General features: G+C 70.9%; 15 protein-coding genes. 6 read left to right on the top strand and 9 right to left on the bottom strand.

Annotation, left to right across the window (positions count from 1 at the left end):
* Window positions 1–43: 43 nt before the first annotated feature.
* Both ileS and LPC04_RS01500 read right to left on the bottom strand, forming a co-directional pair.
* Entirely contained in the window at window positions 44–2,914 is a 2,871-nt protein-coding gene (ileS, locus tag LPC04_RS01505) for an isoleucine--tRNA ligase (protein WP_275680410.1), read from the bottom strand.
* A gap of 221 nt (window positions 2,915–3,135) precedes the next feature.
* On the bottom strand, window positions 3,136–3,648 hold the full coding sequence (locus LPC04_RS01500) for a MerR family transcriptional regulator (RefSeq protein ID WP_275680409.1): 513 nt from the start codon (window positions 3,646–3,648) through the stop codon (window positions 3,136–3,138).
* A gap of 102 nt (window positions 3,649–3,750) precedes the next feature.
* Between LPC04_RS01500 and LPC04_RS01495 the strand changes: the two genes are divergently transcribed.
* Window positions 3,751–4,974, top strand: coding sequence for an NADH:flavin oxidoreductase/NADH oxidase family protein (locus LPC04_RS01495; RefSeq protein WP_275681902.1), 1,224 nt, complete (start codon window positions 3,751–3,753; stop codon window positions 4,972–4,974).
* A gap of 4 nt (window positions 4,975–4,978) precedes the next feature.
* On the opposite strand, the gene LPC04_RS01490 is transcribed toward LPC04_RS01495, so the two are convergent.
* The 5 genes from LPC04_RS01490 to LPC04_RS01470 form a co-directional block, all read right to left on the bottom strand.
* Window positions 4,979–5,974 (bottom strand): bifunctional riboflavin kinase/FAD synthetase, encoded by a 996-nt coding sequence (locus LPC04_RS01490; RefSeq protein WP_275680408.1) that lies wholly within the window; start codon window positions 5,972–5,974, stop codon window positions 4,979–4,981.
* 170 nt (window positions 5,975–6,144) lie between these two features.
* Window positions 6,145–6,585, bottom strand: coding sequence for a hypothetical protein (locus tag LPC04_RS01485; RefSeq protein ID WP_275680407.1), 441 nt, complete (start codon window positions 6,583–6,585; stop codon window positions 6,145–6,147).
* A gap of 44 nt (window positions 6,586–6,629) precedes the next feature.
* Window positions 6,630–8,471, bottom strand: coding sequence for an ATP-binding protein (locus LPC04_RS01480; protein WP_275680406.1), 1,842 nt, complete (start codon window positions 8,469–8,471; stop codon window positions 6,630–6,632).
* A gap of 100 nt (window positions 8,472–8,571) precedes the next feature.
* Window positions 8,572–9,711 carry an acyl-CoA dehydrogenase family protein gene (locus LPC04_RS01475; RefSeq protein ID WP_275680405.1) on the bottom strand — a complete coding sequence of 380 codons (1,140 nt, stop codon included), beginning with the start codon at window positions 9,709–9,711 and terminating at the stop codon, window positions 8,572–8,574.
* Between the two features lies 1 nt (window position 9,712).
* Window positions 9,713–10,894, bottom strand: a complete 1,182-nt coding sequence (locus LPC04_RS01470; RefSeq protein WP_275680404.1) for an acyl-CoA dehydrogenase family protein — start codon at window positions 10,892–10,894, stop codon at window positions 9,713–9,715.
* Here LPC04_RS01470 and LPC04_RS01465 point away from each other — a divergent pair.
* On the top strand, window positions 10,893–12,584 hold the full coding sequence (locus LPC04_RS01465; protein ID WP_275680403.1) for an AAA family ATPase: 1,692 nt from the start codon (window positions 10,893–10,895) through the stop codon (window positions 12,582–12,584). The two genes, LPC04_RS01470 and LPC04_RS01465, sit on opposite strands and share 2 nt — an antisense overlap.
* 15 nt (window positions 12,585–12,599) lie before the next feature.
* On the opposite strand, the gene LPC04_RS01460 is transcribed toward LPC04_RS01465, so the two are convergent.
* Window positions 12,600–13,094, bottom strand: coding sequence for a YajQ family cyclic di-GMP-binding protein (locus tag LPC04_RS01460; RefSeq protein WP_275680402.1), 495 nt, complete (start codon window positions 13,092–13,094; stop codon window positions 12,600–12,602).
* 58 nt (window positions 13,095–13,152) lie between these two features.
* On the opposite strand from LPC04_RS01460, the gene murB reads away from it, so the two are divergent.
* Both murB and LPC04_RS01450 read left to right on the top strand, forming a co-directional pair.
* Entirely contained in the window at window positions 13,153–14,181 is a 1,029-nt protein-coding gene (gene murB / locus LPC04_RS01455) for a UDP-N-acetylmuramate dehydrogenase (RefSeq protein ID WP_275680401.1), read from the top strand.
* Window positions 14,182–14,278: 97 nt separating this feature from the next.
* Window positions 14,279–15,208: an SHOCT domain-containing protein gene (locus LPC04_RS01450; RefSeq protein WP_275680400.1), complete on the top strand. Its 930-nt coding sequence runs from the start codon at window positions 14,279–14,281 to the stop codon at window positions 15,206–15,208.
* Here the strand turns inward: LPC04_RS01450 and LPC04_RS01445 are convergent.
* Window positions 15,195–15,968: a DUF72 domain-containing protein gene (locus tag LPC04_RS01445; RefSeq protein ID WP_275680399.1), complete on the bottom strand. Its 774-nt coding sequence runs from the start codon at window positions 15,966–15,968 to the stop codon at window positions 15,195–15,197. The genes LPC04_RS01450 and LPC04_RS01445 overlap by 14 nt on opposite strands.
* 485 nt (window positions 15,969–16,453) lie before the next feature.
* Between LPC04_RS01445 and LPC04_RS01440 the strand changes: the two genes are divergently transcribed.
* Entirely contained in the window at window positions 16,454–16,792 is a 339-nt protein-coding gene (locus LPC04_RS01440; protein WP_275680398.1) for a hypothetical protein, read from the top strand.
* Complete coding sequence (locus LPC04_RS01435; RefSeq protein WP_275680397.1) at window positions 16,789–17,436, top strand: bactofilin family protein; 648 nt, start codon at window positions 16,789–16,791, stop codon at window positions 17,434–17,436. Before LPC04_RS01440 ends, LPC04_RS01435 begins: the two co-directional genes overlap by 4 nt.
* The last annotated feature ends 294 nt before the right edge of the window (window positions 17,437–17,730 follow it).

Genomic DNA, 17,730 nt, shown 5'->3' with positions numbered 1-17,730 from the left:
TCTCGTCATTGCTTCTGGCGTGGGCGCCTCCAGGCGCGCGGGCTCAGGCGATGCGGCGCGCTTCGCCCGTGCCGAACAGGTTGCTGGTGCAGCGGCCGCAGATCGTCGGATGCGCGGCGTCGGCGCCGACGTCGGCGCGCCAGTGCCAGCAGCGCTCGCACTTGGCGTGCGTCGACGGCGTCACCGTGACCACCAGCTCGTCGCCCTCGACCACCGTGACGGCCGACGTGATGGTGACGAACTTGAGGTCGTCGCCGAGCGAGGCCAGCAGCGCGCGATCCTCGGCGTTGGCGGCGATGGTGAGCTCGGCCTGCAGCGACGAGCCGACGCCGCCGTCCTTGCGCACTTCCTCGATCGCCTTGTTGGCCGCCTCGCGGATCGCGTGCACGCGATCCCACTTGGCGATCAGCGCCGAGTCACCGCTCTCGATGTGCCAGAACGTCTCGGTGAAGATCGAGAACGACGCGCCCGGCGCGAAGACCGGGAACGCTTCTTCCGCGGTGAAGCTGAGCATGGGCGCCATCCAGCGCAGCATCGCGTGCGTGATGTGCCACAGCGCGGTCTGCGCCGAGCGGCGCGCGAAGGACTTGGGCGCCGTCGTGTAGAGGCGATCCTTCAGCACGTCGAGGTAGAACGCGCCCAGGTCTTCCGAGCAGTAGATCTGCAGCTTGGAGACGACCGGGTGGAACTCGTAGACCTGGAAGTGCTGCAGGATCTCGGCCTGCAGCTGCGCCGCGCGGGCGAGCGCGTAGCGGTCGATCTCGAGCAGGTCCTCCAGCGGCACCGCATCGGTCTCGTGATTGAAGTCGCTCGTGTTGGCGAGCAGGAAGCGCAGCGTGTTGCGGATGCGGCGGTAGCCGTCGACCACGCGGGCGAGGATCTTGTCGTCGCCGGCGATGTCGCCCGAGTAGTCGGACGCGGCCACCCACAGGCGGATGATCTCGGCGCCCAGCTTGTCGCTGACGGCCTGCGGCTCGATGCCGTTCTTGAGCGACTTGCTCATCTTGATGCCCTTGCTGTCCACGGTGAAGCCGTGGGTCAGCAGGCCGCGGTAGGGCGCGCGGCCGTACAGCGCGCAGGCGAGCAGCAGCGCCGAGTGGAACCAGCCGCGGTGCTGGTCGTGGCCTTCGAGGTAGAGGTCGGCCTCGGGGCCGTCGGAATGGAAGCCCGGGTGCGCCGGCGTGCCCTTGTGCGTGCCGCGCAGCACGTGGAAGAAGGTGGAGCCGGAGTCGAACCAGACCTCGAGGATGTCGGTCGACTTCGTGTACATCGGCGCGTCTTCCGCGCCGAGGATCTCTTCCGTCGTCACGCGGCTCCAGGCCTCGATGCCGCCGCGCTCGACGATGTCGGCGGCCTGGTCGAGGATCTCCATCGTGCGCGGATGCAGTTCGCCCGAATCCTTGTGCAGGAAGAACGGGATCGGCACGCCCCAGCTGCGCTGGCGCGAGATGCACCAGTCGGGGCGGCCGGCGATCATGTCGCGCAGGCGCACCTTGCCGTTCTCGGGATAGAACGTGGTCTGGTCGATGGCCGCGAGCGCCAGCTGGCGCAGCGTGGCCGGGGCCTTGTCCTTGGTGAAGACGCCCTCGCCCTCGTCCATGCGCACGAACCACTGCGCCGCGGCGCGGTAGATCACCGGCGTCTTGTGGCGCCAGCAGTGCGGGTAGCTGTGCGTGATCTGCGACGTGGCGAACAGGCGGCCGGCGTCGCGCAGCGCGTCGACGATGGCCTGCTGCGCCTTCCAGATGAACTGGCCGCCGAACAGCGGCAGCTCCGGCGCGTACACGCCCGAGCCCTGCACCGGGTTGAGGATCTCGTCGATCTTCATGCCGTGGCTGACGCAGGAGTTGAAGTCGTCGACGCCGTACGCGGGCGACGAGTGGACGATGCCGGTGCCGTCGTCGGCGGTCGCGTAGTCGGCGAGATAGATCGGCGACAGGCGGTCGTAGCCCGGATCGACCTCGGCGAACGGATGGCGGAACCTGATCTCGTCCAGCGACTGGCCCAGCGTGGTGGCGATCACCGTGCCGGTCAGGCCGTAGCGCTCCAGGCACTTCTCCACCAGCGCCGACGCCAGCAGCAGCAGGCCGCGCTCGGTGTCGACCAGGCTGTATTCCAGCTGCGGGTTCAGGTTGAGCGCCTGGTTGGCGGGGATCGTCCACGGCGTGGTCGTCCAGATCACGACGAAGGCGTCCTTGGCGAGCGACGGCAGGCCGAAGGCCGCCGCCAGCTTGGCCGGCTCGGCGCACTTGAAGCCGACGTCGATCGTGAAGCTCTTCTTGTCGGCGTACTCGATCTCGAACTCGGCCAGCGACGAGCCGCAGTCGAAGCACCAGTACACGGGCTTGAGGCCGCGGTAGACGAAGCCGCGCTCGATCACGCGCTTGAACGCGCGCAGCTCGCCGGCCTCGTTGGCGAAGTCCATCGTGCGGTACGGATGCTCCCAGTCGCCGATCACGCCCAGGCGCTTGAAGTCGACCATCTGCTGGCCGATCTGCGCGGTGGCGTAGGCACGGCTCCTGGCCTGCATGTCGTCGCGGCTCAGCTTGCGGCCGAACTCCTTCTCGATCGCATTCTCGATCGGCAGGCCGTGGCAGTCCCAGCCCGGCGCGTACTGCGCGTCGAAGCCCATCAGCTGACGGGTCTTGACGATCATGTCCTTCAACACCTTGTTGACGGCGTGGCCCATGTGGATCTGGCCGTTGGCGTAGGGCGGGCCGTCGTGCAGCACGAACAGCGGCTTGCCGACGCGGGCGTCGCGCAGGCGCTTGTACAGGCCTTCCTTCTCCCATTGCTGCACCCAGCCCGGCTCGCGCCTGGGCAGGTCGCCGCGCATCGGGAACGGCGTGTCGGGCAGGTTGAGCGTGGCGCGGTAGTCGGTGGCGGGGGCGGTCTTGTCGGTGTCGGCGGTCATGGCGGTGGCGCGCCGGTGGCGACGCGCGAGAGGCGGTGCGGGGAGCCGTCGAGGACGACGGCGGGGGTGCCGGTTGACCGCGCCGCAAGGCGTGCGCGCGGCCTTGGCGGGCTCAGGCGAGCCCGCGAATAATTCGGTCGCGCGTGGCCTGGCGCCGCGTGGCGGCGTGCCAGCGGCAGGGGGCGAGGCGAAGGCTGAAGGGCAGCGACATGGCGTCCATTCTACCGGCGCAGCGCCCGCGGCGCCGGGGCGGGCGCGGCTGCCGGCGCGCTCGCGCGCGTGACGCGGCGCGCGCGCGGCGCCGCCGACACGGGCGCGGGCGCGGACTCGAGCGGGGGGCACAGCTCGACGCTGGCGGGGTCCAGGCACTCGCCGGTGGCCCAGGTGGCGAGCAGGCGCTCGCGCACCGTGAGCAGGTCCTTGCGTTGCGCGCGCAGCGTCGCGAGCATGTGGTCGACCTCGGCGAGGCGGGTGTCCAGGCGCTGCAGCATCTCGTCGTGCATCTCGGTCTGGGTTCGCGTGCCGCGGTCCACCAGCCCGGCGCGCAGCGTGTCCAGCGTGAAGCCCAGGGCCTGCGCGAGCTGGATGTAGCGCAGCCGGTCGACCGCGTCGGCCGAGTAGCTGCGGTAGCCGTTGGGCGAGCGCTGCGCTTCCGGCAGCAACCCGCTCTGCTCGTAGAAGCGGATCGCGGACGGCGCGAGGCCGGTGGCGGCGGCAAGTTCACCGATCTTCATGGCGGGCTCCGAAAGGGCTTGACCTTCAAGTTGACTTGAATCCTAACATCGCGGCACTTTGCACATTTCCAAGGCTTGACCCTCATGAAATCGCCCGCTTCCCTGCCGCTCTCGACCCCGCTCGCGCTGCCCAACGGCGCCGTCATCCCCAACCGCGTGGCCAAGGCCTCGATGGAGGAGAACATGGCCGACGCCGGCCAGCTGCCCGGTCCGGCGCTGCGCGCGCTGTACTCGGCCTGGGCGCGCGGCGGCGCGGGGCTGATCCTGACCGGCAACGTGATGATCGACGGCCGCGCCATGACCGGCCCCGGCGGCGTCGTGCTGGAGCGCGACACGCCGCGCGAGCCCTTCGCCGCGTGGGCGCGCGACGCACGCGCGGGCGGCGCGCAGGTGTGGATGCAGATCAACCACCCGGGCCGCCAGGTGTTCGCGGCGATGAAGGGCGAGGCCTGGGCGCCGTCGGCCGTGGCGCTCGATCTCGGCAAGCACAGCAACCTGTTCGCGCAGCCGCGCGAGATGACGCCGGCCGAGATCGCCGAGGTCGTCACGCGCTTCGCCGACACCGCCAGGGCGGCCGAGGAGTCCGGCTTCACCGGCGTGCAGATCCACGCGGCGCACGGCTACCTGATCTCGCAGTTCCTGTCGCCGCTGACCAACCGCCGCACCGACGCCTGGGGCGGCTCGCTGGCCAATCGCGCGCGCCTGCTGCTGGACGTGGTCAAGGCCGTGCGCGCGAAGGTGTCGCCGGCCTTCTGCGTGTCGATCAAGCTGAACTCGGCCGACTTCCAGCGCGGCGGCTTCTCGGAGGACGACGCCAAGCAGGTGCTGCGCTGGCTCAACGAGCTTCCGGTCGACCTCGTCGAGCTCTCGGGCGGCAGCTACGAGGCCCCGGCGATGCAGGGCCGCGCCGCCGACGGCCGCACGCTGGCGCGCGAGGCCTACTTCCTCGAGTTCGCGAAGGATCTCGCGGCGGTCGCGACGATGCCGGTCATGACGACGGGCGGCATCCGTCGCCGCGCGGTCGCCGAGCAGGTGCTGGCGAGCGGCGTCGCGATGGTGGGCGTGGCCACGGCGCTGGCCGTGCGTCCCGACCTGCCGGCCGCCTGGTTCGCCGGCCGCGAGACCGACGTCCCGCTGCAGACGGTGGCCTGGAAGGACAAGGGCATGGCCGGCCTGGCGGGCATGGCGCTGGTCAAGCGCCGGCTGCGCGCGCTGGCCGCGGGGCAGGGCGCGCCGCGCGCCTACTCGCCGCTGTTCACGCTGATCGTCGACCAGGTGCGCACGAAGAAGCTGGGCGCGCGTTATCGGCAATGGGCCGGGCGCTGAGGCGTCAGAGCCCGAAGAAGTCGCGCGCCGCGATCACGTCGGCCGCGATGCCGGCCTGCAGCGCGGCCAGCGAGCCGTAGTTGCGCTCCTCGTGCAGCCACTGCACGAGCTCGACGCTGATCAGCCTGCCGTACGCGGCCTCGCGCCCGAGCGGCTCGGGCCAGGCGAGGCAGTGCGTCTCGAGCAGCACGCGGCCGGCCTTCTCGATCGTCGGCCGCACGCCCAGGCTCGAGACCGCCGGCAGCGGCTCGGGCGTCAGGCCGTGCACGCGCGAGACGAAGATGCCCGAGGCCGCGGGCCGGGCCTCCGGCATGCGCAGGTTCAGCGTGCGGAAGCCGTCGCCGGCGCCGCGCGTCGTCGCGCCGAGCTCGCGGCCCAGCTTGCTGCCGTGGGCCACGCGTCCGCTGACGGAATAGGGCCGGCCCAGCAGCGATGCCGCCTTCGCGAGATCGCCGGCGGCCAGCGCCTCGCGCACCGCGGAACTCGACACGCGCAGGCCGTGCACTTCGTAGCTCATCATGCGCGCGACGTCGAAGCCCAGCGCGCCGCCCGCGGCGTCCAGCATCGCGTAGTCGCCCGCGCGCTTCGCGCCGAAGCGGAAGTCGTCGCCCACCAGCACGTAGCGCACGCCCAGGCCCTTCACGAGCACGTTGGCGATGAAGGCATCGGGCGACAGCGACGCCAGGTGCTCGTCGAAGCGCAGCAGGATCACGTGGTCGATGCCGCAGCGCTCCAGCTCGACGACCTGGTCGCGCAAGGTGGCGATGCGCGCCGGCGCGAGTTCGGGCTTGCCGGCGCGGCGGGCGAAGAAGTCGCGCGGGTGCGGCTCGAAGGTGAGCACGCAGGCGGGCACGCCGCGATGGCGCGCCTCGTTGCGCAGCAGCGCCAGCATCGCCTGGTGGCCGCGATGGACGCCGTCGAAGTTGCCGATGGTCAGCGCCGTGCCGCCTTTCGCGAGTGCGAGGGTGGCGAGGGAGCTGAGGCCGCGGTGGATCTGCATGGCGTGATTATCGGCGCTCGCGTGCGGCTGTCGCACAACGCGGAAACCGGAACTATTTCCTTGGTGGCCGGTGCCGGCATCGACTACAAACGGATCGTGCAATTCAAAGACGAACGCCTGAAGGCGTCGTTGGGTCCGGGGCCGGCGAATGGGAGTTCGCCCGGCCCTTTTTATTGGGCTCGGGCGCGGCGAAAGCGAGCGCGGAGCGTGCCGATGATGAACGTAAGCCAGCCCACTAGCGCTAGTGCCGTCGACAAAAGAAAGAGGCCGAGCGTCATCACGCCGCTGACGATTTCCCATGCAATCGCAGGCCACATTAGCAGGTGCAGTAGCGTGGCGGAGGTTTGCACGAGGACCGCAGCACGCATGATGCGTCGGCCACGGAGCGGCGCGGCTGCGAACCAGCCCGTGAGCTTGTGCACCGACATGACAATGACTGCTGCGATCACGCTGCCCAGCAGCCAAGGCGCGACCCAGGGCACTTCGTTGCAGAGAAACACGTGGGATTCAAAGAATTGTTCTGGGATCAGTCCGCTGGAGGCCATCCTTTGCACTGGCTGCCAGAACAACCACGAGAACAACGCGCCCAGCGAGAGTATTCGATACGTCATGGAGCATTGTGGCTTGCGCGGCGTGGCGAACAGGCGTCGCTCGTTCAGACAGCGAGGTACCGATCTACCAGCTCGCCCAGCGCCTCGCGCGAGAACGGCTTGCTGAGGTAGTCGTCCATCCCGGCCTCGAGGCAGCGTTCGCGCTCACCCGCGGCGGCGCTGGCGGTCAGCGCCACGATCGGCAGGCGTTGCTTCTGGCGCAGGCGCGTCTCGCGCGCGCGCCAGAGCCGGGTCGCCTCCCAGCCGTCCAGGACGGGCATCTGGCAGTCCATGAACACGAGGTCGAACGCGGCCGCGCCCATGCGCGCGAGCGCCTGCTCGCCGTCGACGGCCAGCTCCGCGTCGACGCCCATCTGTTCGAGCATGCCGCGCACCACGAGCGCGTTGACCTCGTTGTCCTCGACCACCAGCACGCGGCCGACCCGCGCGACGGGCTCGGCCGAGGCCTCGCCGGCGGCGGCCAGTTCCTCGCTGAGCGACGGGCGCGGCGTGGGCGTGCGCGGCGTCGGGCGGAACGCGATCGTGAACTCGAAGGTCGTGCCGACGCCCGGCACCGAACGGCAGGTGACGTCGCCGCCCATCGCGCGCGCGAGCCGGCGCGAGATCGTCAGGCCCAGGCCAGCGCCCGAACGCGCGGGCGCGGTGCTGGACGGGCCCTGCTCGAAGGCGTCGAAGATGCGCTCGATGGCCTCCGGCGGGATGCCCTCGCCTGTATCGCTGACGCGAAAGCGCAGCAGCCCGTCGCTCATCGCCACCGCGACACCGACACCACCGCGCGCGGTGAATTTCAGCGCGTTGCCGATCAGGTTGTGCAGCACCTGCTTGACGCGCGACGCGTCCATCAGCGCCGCGGCCGGCAGGCCCAGGTCGAAGATGACCTCGAAGGCGAGGTCGCGCTCCTCGGCCACCGGCTGCAGCAGGTCGGTGACGTCGCGCACCGTCTGCGCGATCAGCGTGGGCTGCGCGTTGAGCTCGATGCGGTCGAACTCGATGCGCGAGAGATCGAGCAGGTCGCCGATGACGTTGACCAGGTGCTCGGCGGAGTGGCGCAGCACGTCGAGCCGCTGGCGTTGCAGCGTCGAGAGCGTCTCGACCGCCACCAGCTGCGTCATGCCGATGATGCCGTTCAGCGGCGTGCGCAGCTCGTGGCTCACCGACGCCAGGAAGCGCGTCTTGGCGGCGTTGGAATGCTCCGCGTAGACCAGCGCGCGGCGACGCTCCTCGGCGATGGCGGCGTTCTCGAAGCGCAGCCGCATCGCCTCGGTGAAGCGGCGGTGGCTGTTGCGCGCCTCGACGAACAGCAGCGCGCCGTAGATCACCAGCCCCGCGGCGGTGTAGCGAGCCAGCAGCGTGGGCGTCAGCGCCTGTTGCTCGACGAGCGGCCCCAGAACGAGCACCATCGACAAGCCCGAGGTCAGCCGGTCCGCGGACAGCGCGATCGCGCCGGCCGAGGCCACGGCCACCAGGGCCGCCAGCAGGACGCCGTTGATCGCGGGGTCGGCGGTCGGCATGCACAGCGCCGAGAGCAGCCCCCACGACACCGAGTCGAGCACGACGCCGGCGACAAAGCGCGACTTCCAGTGCCGCTGCCGCAGCGAACGATGGCGGTCGCGCAGGAACAGCCGGCCATCGACGAGGCGCGCGGCCGTCAGCGCGATCTTGATCGCCAGCCACGTGGCCAGCAGCAGACGCGGCACGCTGGACGCCAGCAGCACGCCGGTCACCACCGTGAACGCGAAGCCGCCGAACAGCATCGGCTCCGTGATCGCGTACAGCGAACTGAGGCGCTCGAAGCCGATCTGCCGCTCGATCGCGGCCGGCGCCTCGCGCGCGCTCGTGCCCGCGTCCGCGGGCGGCGCGGGGATCGGGCTGGATTGAATGCCCACGGAGGAATCTGTCAGGCAACGGCGGCAGGCGTCATGCGCCGCAGTCTAGCGAGTTTCCACTGTCACGGTCGCGTCACGCCGCGAAGCGAGTGGCGCTGTTTCAGGCGAAGACGCCGGCGGTATCGAGCATGCGGGCACTGACTTCCCCGATGTGGTGCATCGTGTCGCCGAACTGCATCTCCATGGTCGTCAGCCGCTTGAAGTAGTGGCTGCCGATGTATTCGTCGGTCATGCCGATGCCGCCGTGCAGCTGGATCGCCTGCTGGCCGAGGAAGCGCGCGCTGTTGCCAAGCTGCACCTTGGCCTGGGCGACGGCGCGGCGCCGCACGTCCGGGGCCTCGCCCAGCTTGAGCGTCGCGTAGTAGCTCATCGAGCGCGCGAGTTCCAGCTGCATCTTCATGTCGGCGAGACGGTGGCGCAGCGCCTGGAAGGTGCCGATGGCCACGCCGAACTGCTTGCGCGTGTTGAGATAGTCGACGGTCAGCTCGAACAGCTTGTCCATCGCGCCGACGGCCTCGGCGGCCAGCGCCGCGATGCCGATGTCGATGGCCAGCTCCAGCGCCGCGAAGGCCGGGCCGGCGGCGACGAGCAGCGTGGCCGGGCTGTCGGCCAGCGTGACTTCGGCGGCGCGCGAGCCGTCCTGCAGCGCGTAGCCCTGCGTCTTCACGCCGGACGCGCCGCGTTCGACGAGGAACAGCGCGATGCCGGCGGCGTCATCGGCCGCGCCGCTGACGCGCGCGCTGACGATGAACGCGTCGGCCTGGTCGCCGATCGTCACGAGGCTCTTGGTGCCGCTGAGCGTCCAGGCGTCGCCGGCCTGCGTGGCCTTCGTGTCGACGCGGTTCAACTTGTAGCGCGCCGCGCGCTCCTGGTACGCGAGCACGACGCGCGCCTCGCCCGACGCGATGCGCGGCGCCCAGTTCGCGCGCACGTCCGCAGGCGCCTGCGCCATCACGGACGCGGCGACCAGGGCCACCGCCGCCACCGGCTCCAGCACCAGGCCGCGGCCGAGCGCCTCGAGCGCCAGCATTGCCGCCACCGGGCCCATCGCCATGCCGCCGTCGTCCTCCGACGTGCCCAGCCCCAGCAGGCCCAGCTCGGCGATCTCGCCCCAGGCCTCGGCGCTGAAGCCGCCCGCCCTGGCGATCGCCGTGCGGCGCTCGAAGCCGTAGCCGCGCTCGACCCAGCGCTGCACCGCTTCGCTGAGTTGTTGTTCGTCGTCGCTGAATTCGAAATTCATGTCACACCCCGAGAATCGTCTGCGCGACGATGTTGCGCTGGACTTCGTTGGACCCGCCGTAGATCGTCGTCTTGCGGGTGTTGAGGTAGTTGGCCGCCAGCGGGGCGCAGTGCGCCGCGCCGACGTAGTCGCCCTGCCAGCCGGCCTCCATCGCGTCCTCGATGAAGGGCAGGCTGAACGGGCCGCCGGCCAGCATCAGCAGCTCGGTGTAGCGCTGCTGGATCTCGCTGCCGCGGATCTTCAGCAGCCCGGCGACGTCCAGCGCCTTCTTGCCGCCCGCCTGCGCGCTCAGCACGCGCAGCACCATCATCTCGAGCGCGACGATGTCGACCTCGAGCAGCGCGATCTGGTCGCGGAAGCGCGGGTCGTCGTAGACGCCCTCGGCCGCGGCGATCCGCTTGAGCCGCTCCAGCTCGCGCTTGGCACGGTTGACGTCGGCGATGTTGGTGCGCTCGTGCGCCAGCAGGTACTTGGCGTAGGTCCAGCCCTGGTTTTCCTGGCCGACGAGGTTCTCGATGGGCACCTCGACGTTGTCGAAGAACACCTCGTTGACCTCGGCCTCGCCGTCCATCAGCACGATGGGGCGCACGGTGACGCCGGGGGACTTCATGTCGATCAGCAGGAACGAGATGCCCGTCTGCGGCTTGCCCTCGGTGGTGGTGCGCACCAGGCAGAAGATCCACTCGCCGTACTGGCCCAGCGTCGTCCAGGTCTTCTGGCCGTTGACGATGTACTTGTCGCCCTCGCGGATCGCGCGCGTCTTGACGGAGGCGAGGTCGGAGCCCGAGCCGGGCTCGCTGTAGCCCTGGCTCCACCACACGTCGCCCGAGGCGATGCCGGGCAGGAACTTCTTCTGCTGCTCGGGCGAGCCGAACGCCATGATCACCGGCGCCACCATCACCGGCCCGAACGGCACGATGCGCGGCGCGCCCGCCAGCGCGCATTCCTCCTCGAACAGGTGGCGCTGGATCGCGTCCCAGCCCGGCCCGCCGAACTCCTTGGGCCAGCCGTAGCCGAGCCAGCCCTTGCTGCCGAGGATCCTCGCCCAGCGCTGCATGTCGTCACGCGACTGGCGCAGGCCGTTGTGCACCTTGTGGGCGATGTCCTCGGGCAGGTTGGCCGCCACCCAGGCCCGGATGTCGGCGCGGAACGCCTGTTGTTCGGGCGTGAAATCGAGATCCATGGATCGTGTCTCCTGCGCCGGTTGGTGGCGCAGGGCGTGTTTTAGCACGGTCGTGCGAATTTCGGTGTCGTGGCTGCGACAGGAGATTCGCCGGCGAACCCGTGAGCCTGCCGGCCACCCGCGAGCCGCTCCGACAGGGTCGGGATTGACGCTTCCGGGCAAGGTGCTACTGTCGCGGCCCAACTCATCACATGCGGCACCGTGGAGTGGCGGGCCGCCGGAGACATCGATGTACGAAGCCCACTTCGGGCTGGCGGAACTGCCGTTCCGCATCGCGCCGGATCCACGCTTCTATGTCGATGCAGCACCGCATCGCGCGGCGATCCGTGCGTTGCTGGACCGACTCGGCCGCGGCGAGGACTTCACGCCGCTCATCGGCGAGTTCGGCATGGGCAAGACCACCGTCGCGCGACGCCTGCTCGAGGAGGCCGACCCGGCGCGGCATGTCGTCGCCGAGCTGCCGCACGTGCGGGTCGAGGGCGACGAGTTGCTCGACCGCATCGCGGAAGCGCTCGGCATGCGCCGCGCGAAAGGGGCGCCGCCGATGGGCGCCCTGATCCCCCAGTTCGAGGCACTCGCGCGCGACGGGCGCGATGCATGGCTCCTCGTCGACGAGGCGGACTCGCTGAGCGTCGGCGCGCTGAACCGCCTGCGCAAGCTGTCGTCCGTGCGCGTCGACGGCCGCGCGGCGCTGCATGTCTTCCTGGTGGGACGTTCGGCACCCGCGGGCATCGCCGAGCTCCGGCGCATCGGACGGCCGCTCAACATCGGCGCGCCCGTGCGCATGGGGTCGCTGGATGCCTACGACACGCGCGAATACATCCTGGAGCGCCTGCGCCGCGCGGGCTGGGCAGGCCGCCCCCTCTTCGACGCGCGCACGACGGCGGAGATCCACGCGCGCTGCCTTGGCAGCCCGGGACGCATCAATCGCCTGTGCGGACGCATGCTGCTGCACCTGTTCATGCAGGGTCGCCACGAGATCGACCTGCAGGTCGTGTGCGAGGTGGACGAGTTGCTGCACTCCGAGCTGAACGGCGAACCCGCGGCGCTCGAGATGCCGCCGCTGCCACCGCCGCGTCCGCGCGCGGACACTGCCCCGCCCGTGCTGTCCACGAAGGTTGGCGACCTGGACCTGGACATCCAGGTGCCACCGGCCGCGCCGATCAAGGACGTCGCGCCTGCGCGGCGCCCGGCGGAACCGCGGCGCGCGGTGGCGGTGCGGCCCGCGCCGCCCGTTCGGCGCGTGCCGAGCCCGCAGCGCCGCGGGCTGCCGCGAAGCGTCGCGGTGGTCGCCCTGCTGGTCTGCGGCGGCGTGCTTTGGCATTCGATCCTGCGCGTGGCGGGCGCCTATTCGGAGCAGTCCCGCTTCGCGGCAGCGGCGGCGGCGTTTTCCAGGCAGGAGACGGCGGCGGCGCAGACGACGACGACCTCCGCGTTGCAGGCCGGCCCCGCGGCCGGGCCGATCGCGCCGACTCCGGATGCCTTGGCGGCCGCGCGGCGGGCCATCGACGAGGCGCCGACGGGCGCGGGGCCGGCGCCATCCGCCGCGGTTGCCCAGTCCGGGCCGCCCGACGCGGCGCCCGCTGCCAGCGTCGCCGGAACTGCGGCGCATACACCACGGACGTCGCCCCGACGCAAGATCCAGACGGCCTCGGCCATCAAGCCCGCCGCGCGGCCGCGGGAGCAATAGCCGGCCGCCTGGGCCTCAGTCCCTGAAGTTGTCGTACTTCAACGGCTGATCCGGAAACTCCTTGCGCAGCAACGCGATCCCCACCTGAAGGTCGTCGCGGTTCTTGCCGTTGACGCGCACCGTGTCGCCTTGGATCGAGCCCTGCACCTTGAGCTTCGCTTCCTTGATCGCCGTGACGATCTTCTTGGCCAAGGTCGAATCGATGCCGGCCTTGATCTTGTAGGTCTGGCGCACCTTGTCGCCGCCGATCTTCTCGATCTTGGCGTCCATGTCGAGGAAGCTGACGAGCACGTTCTGCTTCGTCAGCTTGCCCAGCAGCACGGTGCTGATCTGCTCGATCTGGAAGTCGCCGTCGCCGATGAGCTGGATCTCCTTTTCCTTCTCCTTCAGCTCGACGGCGGCGCTGGTGCCCTTGAAGTCGAAGCGGGTGCCGATCTCCTTCTTGGTGTTTTCCACCGCGTTCTTGATGGCGGGCATCTCGGGTTCGAGGAGGACGTCGAAGCTGGGCATGGAGGCAATTCCGGAAGACTGAAACGGTGGGTGAGGCGAGACCTGCGAAAATTCTGCCATGTCCTCAGCCCCCTGGCTCGAAACCGATGTCTCGTTGAAGGCCTTGAACACCTTCGGCCTGCCCGCGACCGCGCGTCGCCTCGCGCGCATCCGCGAGGACGCCGACGTGCGCCGCGTGCTCGATTCGCCCGAGGTCGGGCGCGCCGCCAAGCTCGTGCTGGGCGGCGGCAGCAACCTCGTGCTGACGCGCGACGTCGACGAGGTCGTGCTCAAGGTGGAGGTCGGCGGCCTGCGGCTGGTGCAGACGCGCGACGACGCCTTCATCGTCGAGGCCGGCGCCGGCCTCACGTGGCACGACGTCGTCACCGAGACGATCGCGCGCGGCTGGCCGGGCCTCGAGAACCTGGCGCTGATCCCCGGCACGGTGGGCGCGGCCCCGGTGCAGAACATCGGCGCCTACGGCCTGGAGATGGCCGACCGCTTCGATTCGCTCGATGGCGTCGATCTCGTCACCGGCTTGGGGATCACGCTGAACCGCGCGCAATGCCTGTTCGGCTACCGCGACAGCGTGTTCAAGAACGTGCTCGCCGGCAAGGCGATCATCACGCGCGTGCGCTTTCGCCTGCCGCGGCCGTGGCAGCCGGTGCTGGGCTATCTCGAGCTCGAGCGCAAGGTCGCCGAGACGGGCATCGCCGAGCCGTCGCCGCGCCAGGTCCACGACTGGATCTGCGGCATCCGGCGCGCCAAGCTGCCCGACCCGGCGGTGATCGGCAATGCGGGCAGCTTCTTCAAGAACCCGATCGTCAGCGAGGACCAGTGCCGCGACATCATCGGCCGCGATCCGCATGTCGTGCACTACCCGATGGCCGACGGCACCTTCAAGCTGGCGGCGGGTTGGCTGATCGACGCCTGCGGCTGGAAGGGCAAGTCGATCGGGCGCGCCGGCGTCTACGAGAAGCAGGCACTGGTGCTGGTCAATCGCGGCGATGCGATCGGCGCCGAAGTGGTGACGCTCGCCAAGGCGATCCAGGAGAGCGTCTACGGCCGTTTCGGCATCCGTCTGGAACCGGAACCAGTGGTTCTCTGAACCCGTGCCCGGCAGGCAGGCGTCTCCTGCGTTAGAGTGCACGCGCGGCATGCCGTCGTGCAGCGCCAACGTCGAACAACACCAGGAGATCCTTTCGATGACGATCGCGGCCTTTCGCAAACCTTCCCTCTCGGTCGGCGCCAGCGTCGTCTTCGGTTCGGTCCTGATGCTCACCTCCCTGGCCGCGCCGGCGTTCCAGGCCGATTCGTCGACGGGCCGATCGAGCACCGCGCCCGTGATGAAGGGCACGACCGGCCGCCAACTGTGGCGCCTGGCCGACTACACGACCGTCGAACTGGTCGCGCGCGAACCGGGCGCGGCCGACAACCAGCATCCGTGGACGATCGATCCGGACACGCTGCGCTCGTGGCTGCAGCGGATCAACGTGCTGCGCAACGGCAAGCCCAGGCCGCTGTTCGCGAGCGACGAGCTCTACAAGATCTCGCCGGCCATCGCCGAGGCGCTGGCCAATGCACGCTCCGACCAGGACATCGCGCTCGTGAGCTCGGCGCACCACGAGGACAACAGCTTCTTCAGCATGTCGGCCGTCACGGCGCGGCTGTTCGTCGTCGACGGCCACCTGAACATGATCGTGCACGACGCCCGCGTCGACTTCTACGACGCCGCGCGCGGCAGCGGCATGGCGCCGCACTTCACGAGCGGCTCGCGCACATCGGAAGGCACGTGGCCGGTGATCAGCGCGGGCGCGACGAACAAGCGGGCCGACTGGCTGCTGCTGGGCCTCGTGCCGACGCCGCCCGAGCCGCCGCGCCCGGTGGCGCCCCCGCCCGCGCCCGCGCCCGCGGCGCCGGTCGTGCCGCCCGCCCCGGCCATGGCGGCGCCCGCCGCGCCGGCCGCCCCGGCGGTCGTCGCGCCGATCCCGCCGTCGCCACCCGCGCCGGCCGCACCCGCGGCGGCCAACGACGCCGAGCAGCGGCTGCTGACGATCAAGCGTCTCTACGACAAGGGCCTGCTCACCAAGTCCGAGTACGAGAAGAAGCGCGCGGAGATCATCAAGGGGCTGTGACCGTCGCCGCGAGCGACTGCAGCGCCAGCGCGTTGGCGGTCGCCGCGCCAGAGGCCGTGTTGTCGAAGATGACCCAGGGCACGGCGCCCGGCGGCCACGCGGCCAGTTGCCCGGCTTGGCGCGCCAGCCAGCCGTCGTCGTAGCTCGACCAGTACACGCGCGGCGATCCATGCCAACGGTAATAGAGCAGCGCGCCGACGCCGTCGCCGTCCGGCCCGAGCCAGCCGCCCGGGCGCGCCGCCGCGGCGATGCGCGCCGGATCGGCCGCCACGCGCGACACGCGCAGGCGCGCGAGGGCGCGGTCGGCCGCCGGCTCGAACCAGCTCGCGTGGCGCGGCTCGCAGGCGAGCGGCCCGTCCCACGACTCGCGCAGCAGCGCGAAGAAGGTGCGCGCGACGCGGGCGTCCCAGGCCAGCGACGGCGGCAATTGCACCAGCAGCACGCCCAGCCGGTCGCCCAGTCCGACCACCTCGTCGAGGAAAGCGCGCAGCGGCTTGCGCGCGCCGCGCAGCGCGGCGTCGTGCGTGATGGCGCGCGGGAGCTTCACGGCGAAGCGGAATTGCGGCGGCGTCATGCCGGCCCATCGCGCGTAGGTCTCGACCTGGTGCGATCGATAGAACGAGCTGTTGATCTCGACGCATGCGAAGCGGCGCGCGTAGCGTTCCAGGTGCGGGCCGTCGCCGGGGAACTGCTCGGCGACGTCGCGCGGAATGCTCCACGCCGCGGTGCCGATGTACGGGGTGTTGCAGGGCTTGCGCATGTACACGCCTTGAGCAAGCACCGCGCCCGTCTGCAAAGAAAAACGCCCCCGACCGAGGTCGGAGGCGCGCAAGGACGGACGACGTGCTTGACGGCGTCATCCGCCGCGACGCCCGGCGTTGGGGCCGGGAGCCGTCACTCGACGCGCGGCCGGGCGCAAACCCGTCCGGCGGCGCTTCTGCGAAGTGGACACGAGAGGCGGTGAGCGGGCACCGCGCGCCTCGCGCGTCGTTCCTGGGATGGCGGCCACGACGCGCCCCAGCCGGGCGAGCACGACCCGGCGCGGCGCGCCCTGGCGCACTCGACACTGTTCATCGGCCGATTTGCCGTGGAGTTGAATGCTTCGAGGGGCGCGAGGCGGGCGGACCGGACGATCGTCACCGCCGTCCGGCGCCAAATACCCGATTTCGGGGCTGTCCGGACACGGGCAGTTTTCGTCCACTGGCGCACGATGGACGCACATCCCGCTTCCCGGTCGCTTGCACCATGAGCTCCGCCACTCGAATCGTCGTCTCCCCGCCGCCCGGCGCGGTGCGCGCGCGCGCCACGCACGCACGACCGGCCGTCCCGACGCGAGCGCCGCTGGGGGCATTCGCGTCGACGCTGCTCGGCACCGTGGCCGGCCTCGTGACCGGCGCCGTATTCGTTGCCGGCGCGCCGGCCGTCGGCAGGACGCCGACCGCGGACGCCGCGCCGGCGGCGATGCGTGGCGCCGCCGCGGGCCAGGCTCGTGGCGAAGCGGCGGCGTCGGTGTCCGCGATCCTGACCCCGGCGATCGATGCCGGCGTTGTGCCGGCACCGGATCCCGAGGGGGCCCGCCCATGAAACGGCTCGATCTCGACCTCGAACTCAAGCCCGAGCCGCCAACGGCCTCTCCGGCGGTGCTGGCCGCCCGCCAGCGACGCGCGCTGGTGGTCGGCCTGGGCGGCGGCCGCGAAAGCGATTCGCCGATGGCCAAGTCGTCGTTTGCCGAGCGTCGCCTGCGCTCGTCCGACACGGCCGCCACCCGCTTCGTCGATCCGATTCCAGGCACCGGCTTGGCGCCGCTGCCGGGCGAGGTGCTCGCGGCGGCGACGACGACTGGCTCGCCTCCCGCAGCGGCCGCCGCGTCGACCGCCGCGGGCCTGCGCCTCGACGACGCGCTCGTCGTCCCGGCGGGCGCGCTCATTCGGGGCTATGTGCGCTGCCGGGCCTTGCTGCTGGTGGGCGACGTCGTCGGCAACGTCCACTGCACGGCCGGGCCCGTGGTCATCCGCTCGGGCGCCAGCCTGAAAGGGCGACTGGTGGCCTCGGGCGATGTCTATGTCTGCGGCACCGTCGGCGACACCGGCGGCGGCGCCGTCATCACCACGCGCGGCAAGCTCACACTGGCGCCGGGGGCGCGGGTGGACGGCGATGTGCGCAGCGGGTGGCTCGACCTGTACGACGGGGCGATGCTCAATGGCGCAGCCAAGGGCTGCGAAGACTGACCAAGGCGCTGCGTCGCCGACTGGGCGGCGTTGATCTGGGCGGCGAGGGCTGCGAGGGCTGACAAGGGCGCCCGCTCGGGACCGTCGCATCCTTCGGATTGAAGCGGCGGCGACGAGCCGGGACGGCGCAAGTCGAGTCGTCGTTCCGGAGCGTGCACACCAACGCCGGTTCCGGGCATGGGGGGGGCGCCGGGCCTTGCGATCGAGACGGGCGTCCCGCGGATCCCCCTGCGGGCGATCGTGCCGCTGACGATCACGCCCAGTGGCATCCTGACCGGCCGCCTGACACGGTTC

Origin of the sequence: Scleromatobacter humisilvae (assembly GCF_023231945.1) — a bacterium.
Classification (GTDB): domain Bacteria; phylum Pseudomonadota; class Gammaproteobacteria; order Burkholderiales; family Burkholderiaceae_C; genus Scleromatobacter; species Scleromatobacter humisilvae.
This window is presented reverse-complemented; position numbering and strand designations above follow the sequence as displayed.

Bases quoted from the DNA above. Each gene is read 5' to 3' on its own strand.
- ileS (WP_275680410.1), bottom strand. From the start codon at position 2,914: ATGACCGCCGACACCGACAAGACCGCCCCCGCCACCGACTACCGCGCC.
- LPC04_RS01500 (WP_275680409.1), bottom strand. From the start codon at position 3,648: ATGAAGATCGGTGAACTTGCCGCCGCCACCGGCCTCGCGCCGTCCGCG.
- LPC04_RS01490 (WP_275680408.1), bottom strand. From the start codon at position 5,974: ATGCAGATCCACCGCGGCCTCAGCTCCCTCGCCACCCTCGCACTCGCG.
- LPC04_RS01485 (WP_275680407.1), bottom strand. From the start codon at position 6,585: ATGACGTATCGAATACTCTCGCTGGGCGCGTTGTTCTCGTGGTTGTTC.
- LPC04_RS01475 (WP_275680405.1), bottom strand. From the start codon at position 9,711: ATGAATTTCGAATTCAGCGACGACGAACAACAACTCAGCGAAGCGGTG.
- LPC04_RS01465 (WP_275680403.1), top strand. From the start codon at position 10,893: ATGGATCGTGTCTCCTGCGCCGGTTGGTGGCGCAGGGCGTGTTTTAGC.
- LPC04_RS01470 (WP_275680404.1), bottom strand. From the start codon at position 10,894: ATGGATCTCGATTTCACGCCCGAACAACAGGCGTTCCGCGCCGACATC.
- LPC04_RS01460 (WP_275680402.1), bottom strand. From the start codon at position 13,094: ATGCCCAGCTTCGACGTCCTCCTCGAACCCGAGATGCCCGCCATCAAG.
- murB (WP_275680401.1), top strand. From the start codon at position 13,153: ATGTCCTCAGCCCCCTGGCTCGAAACCGATGTCTCGTTGAAGGCCTTG.
- LPC04_RS01450 (WP_275680400.1), top strand. From the start codon at position 14,279: ATGACGATCGCGGCCTTTCGCAAACCTTCCCTCTCGGTCGGCGCCAGC.
- LPC04_RS01445 (WP_275680399.1), bottom strand. From the start codon at position 15,968: ATGCGCAAGCCCTGCAACACCCCGTACATCGGCACCGCGGCGTGGAGC.
- LPC04_RS01440 (WP_275680398.1), top strand. From the start codon at position 16,454: ATGAGCTCCGCCACTCGAATCGTCGTCTCCCCGCCGCCCGGCGCGGTG.
- LPC04_RS01435 (WP_275680397.1), top strand. From the start codon at position 16,789: ATGAAACGGCTCGATCTCGACCTCGAACTCAAGCCCGAGCCGCCAACG.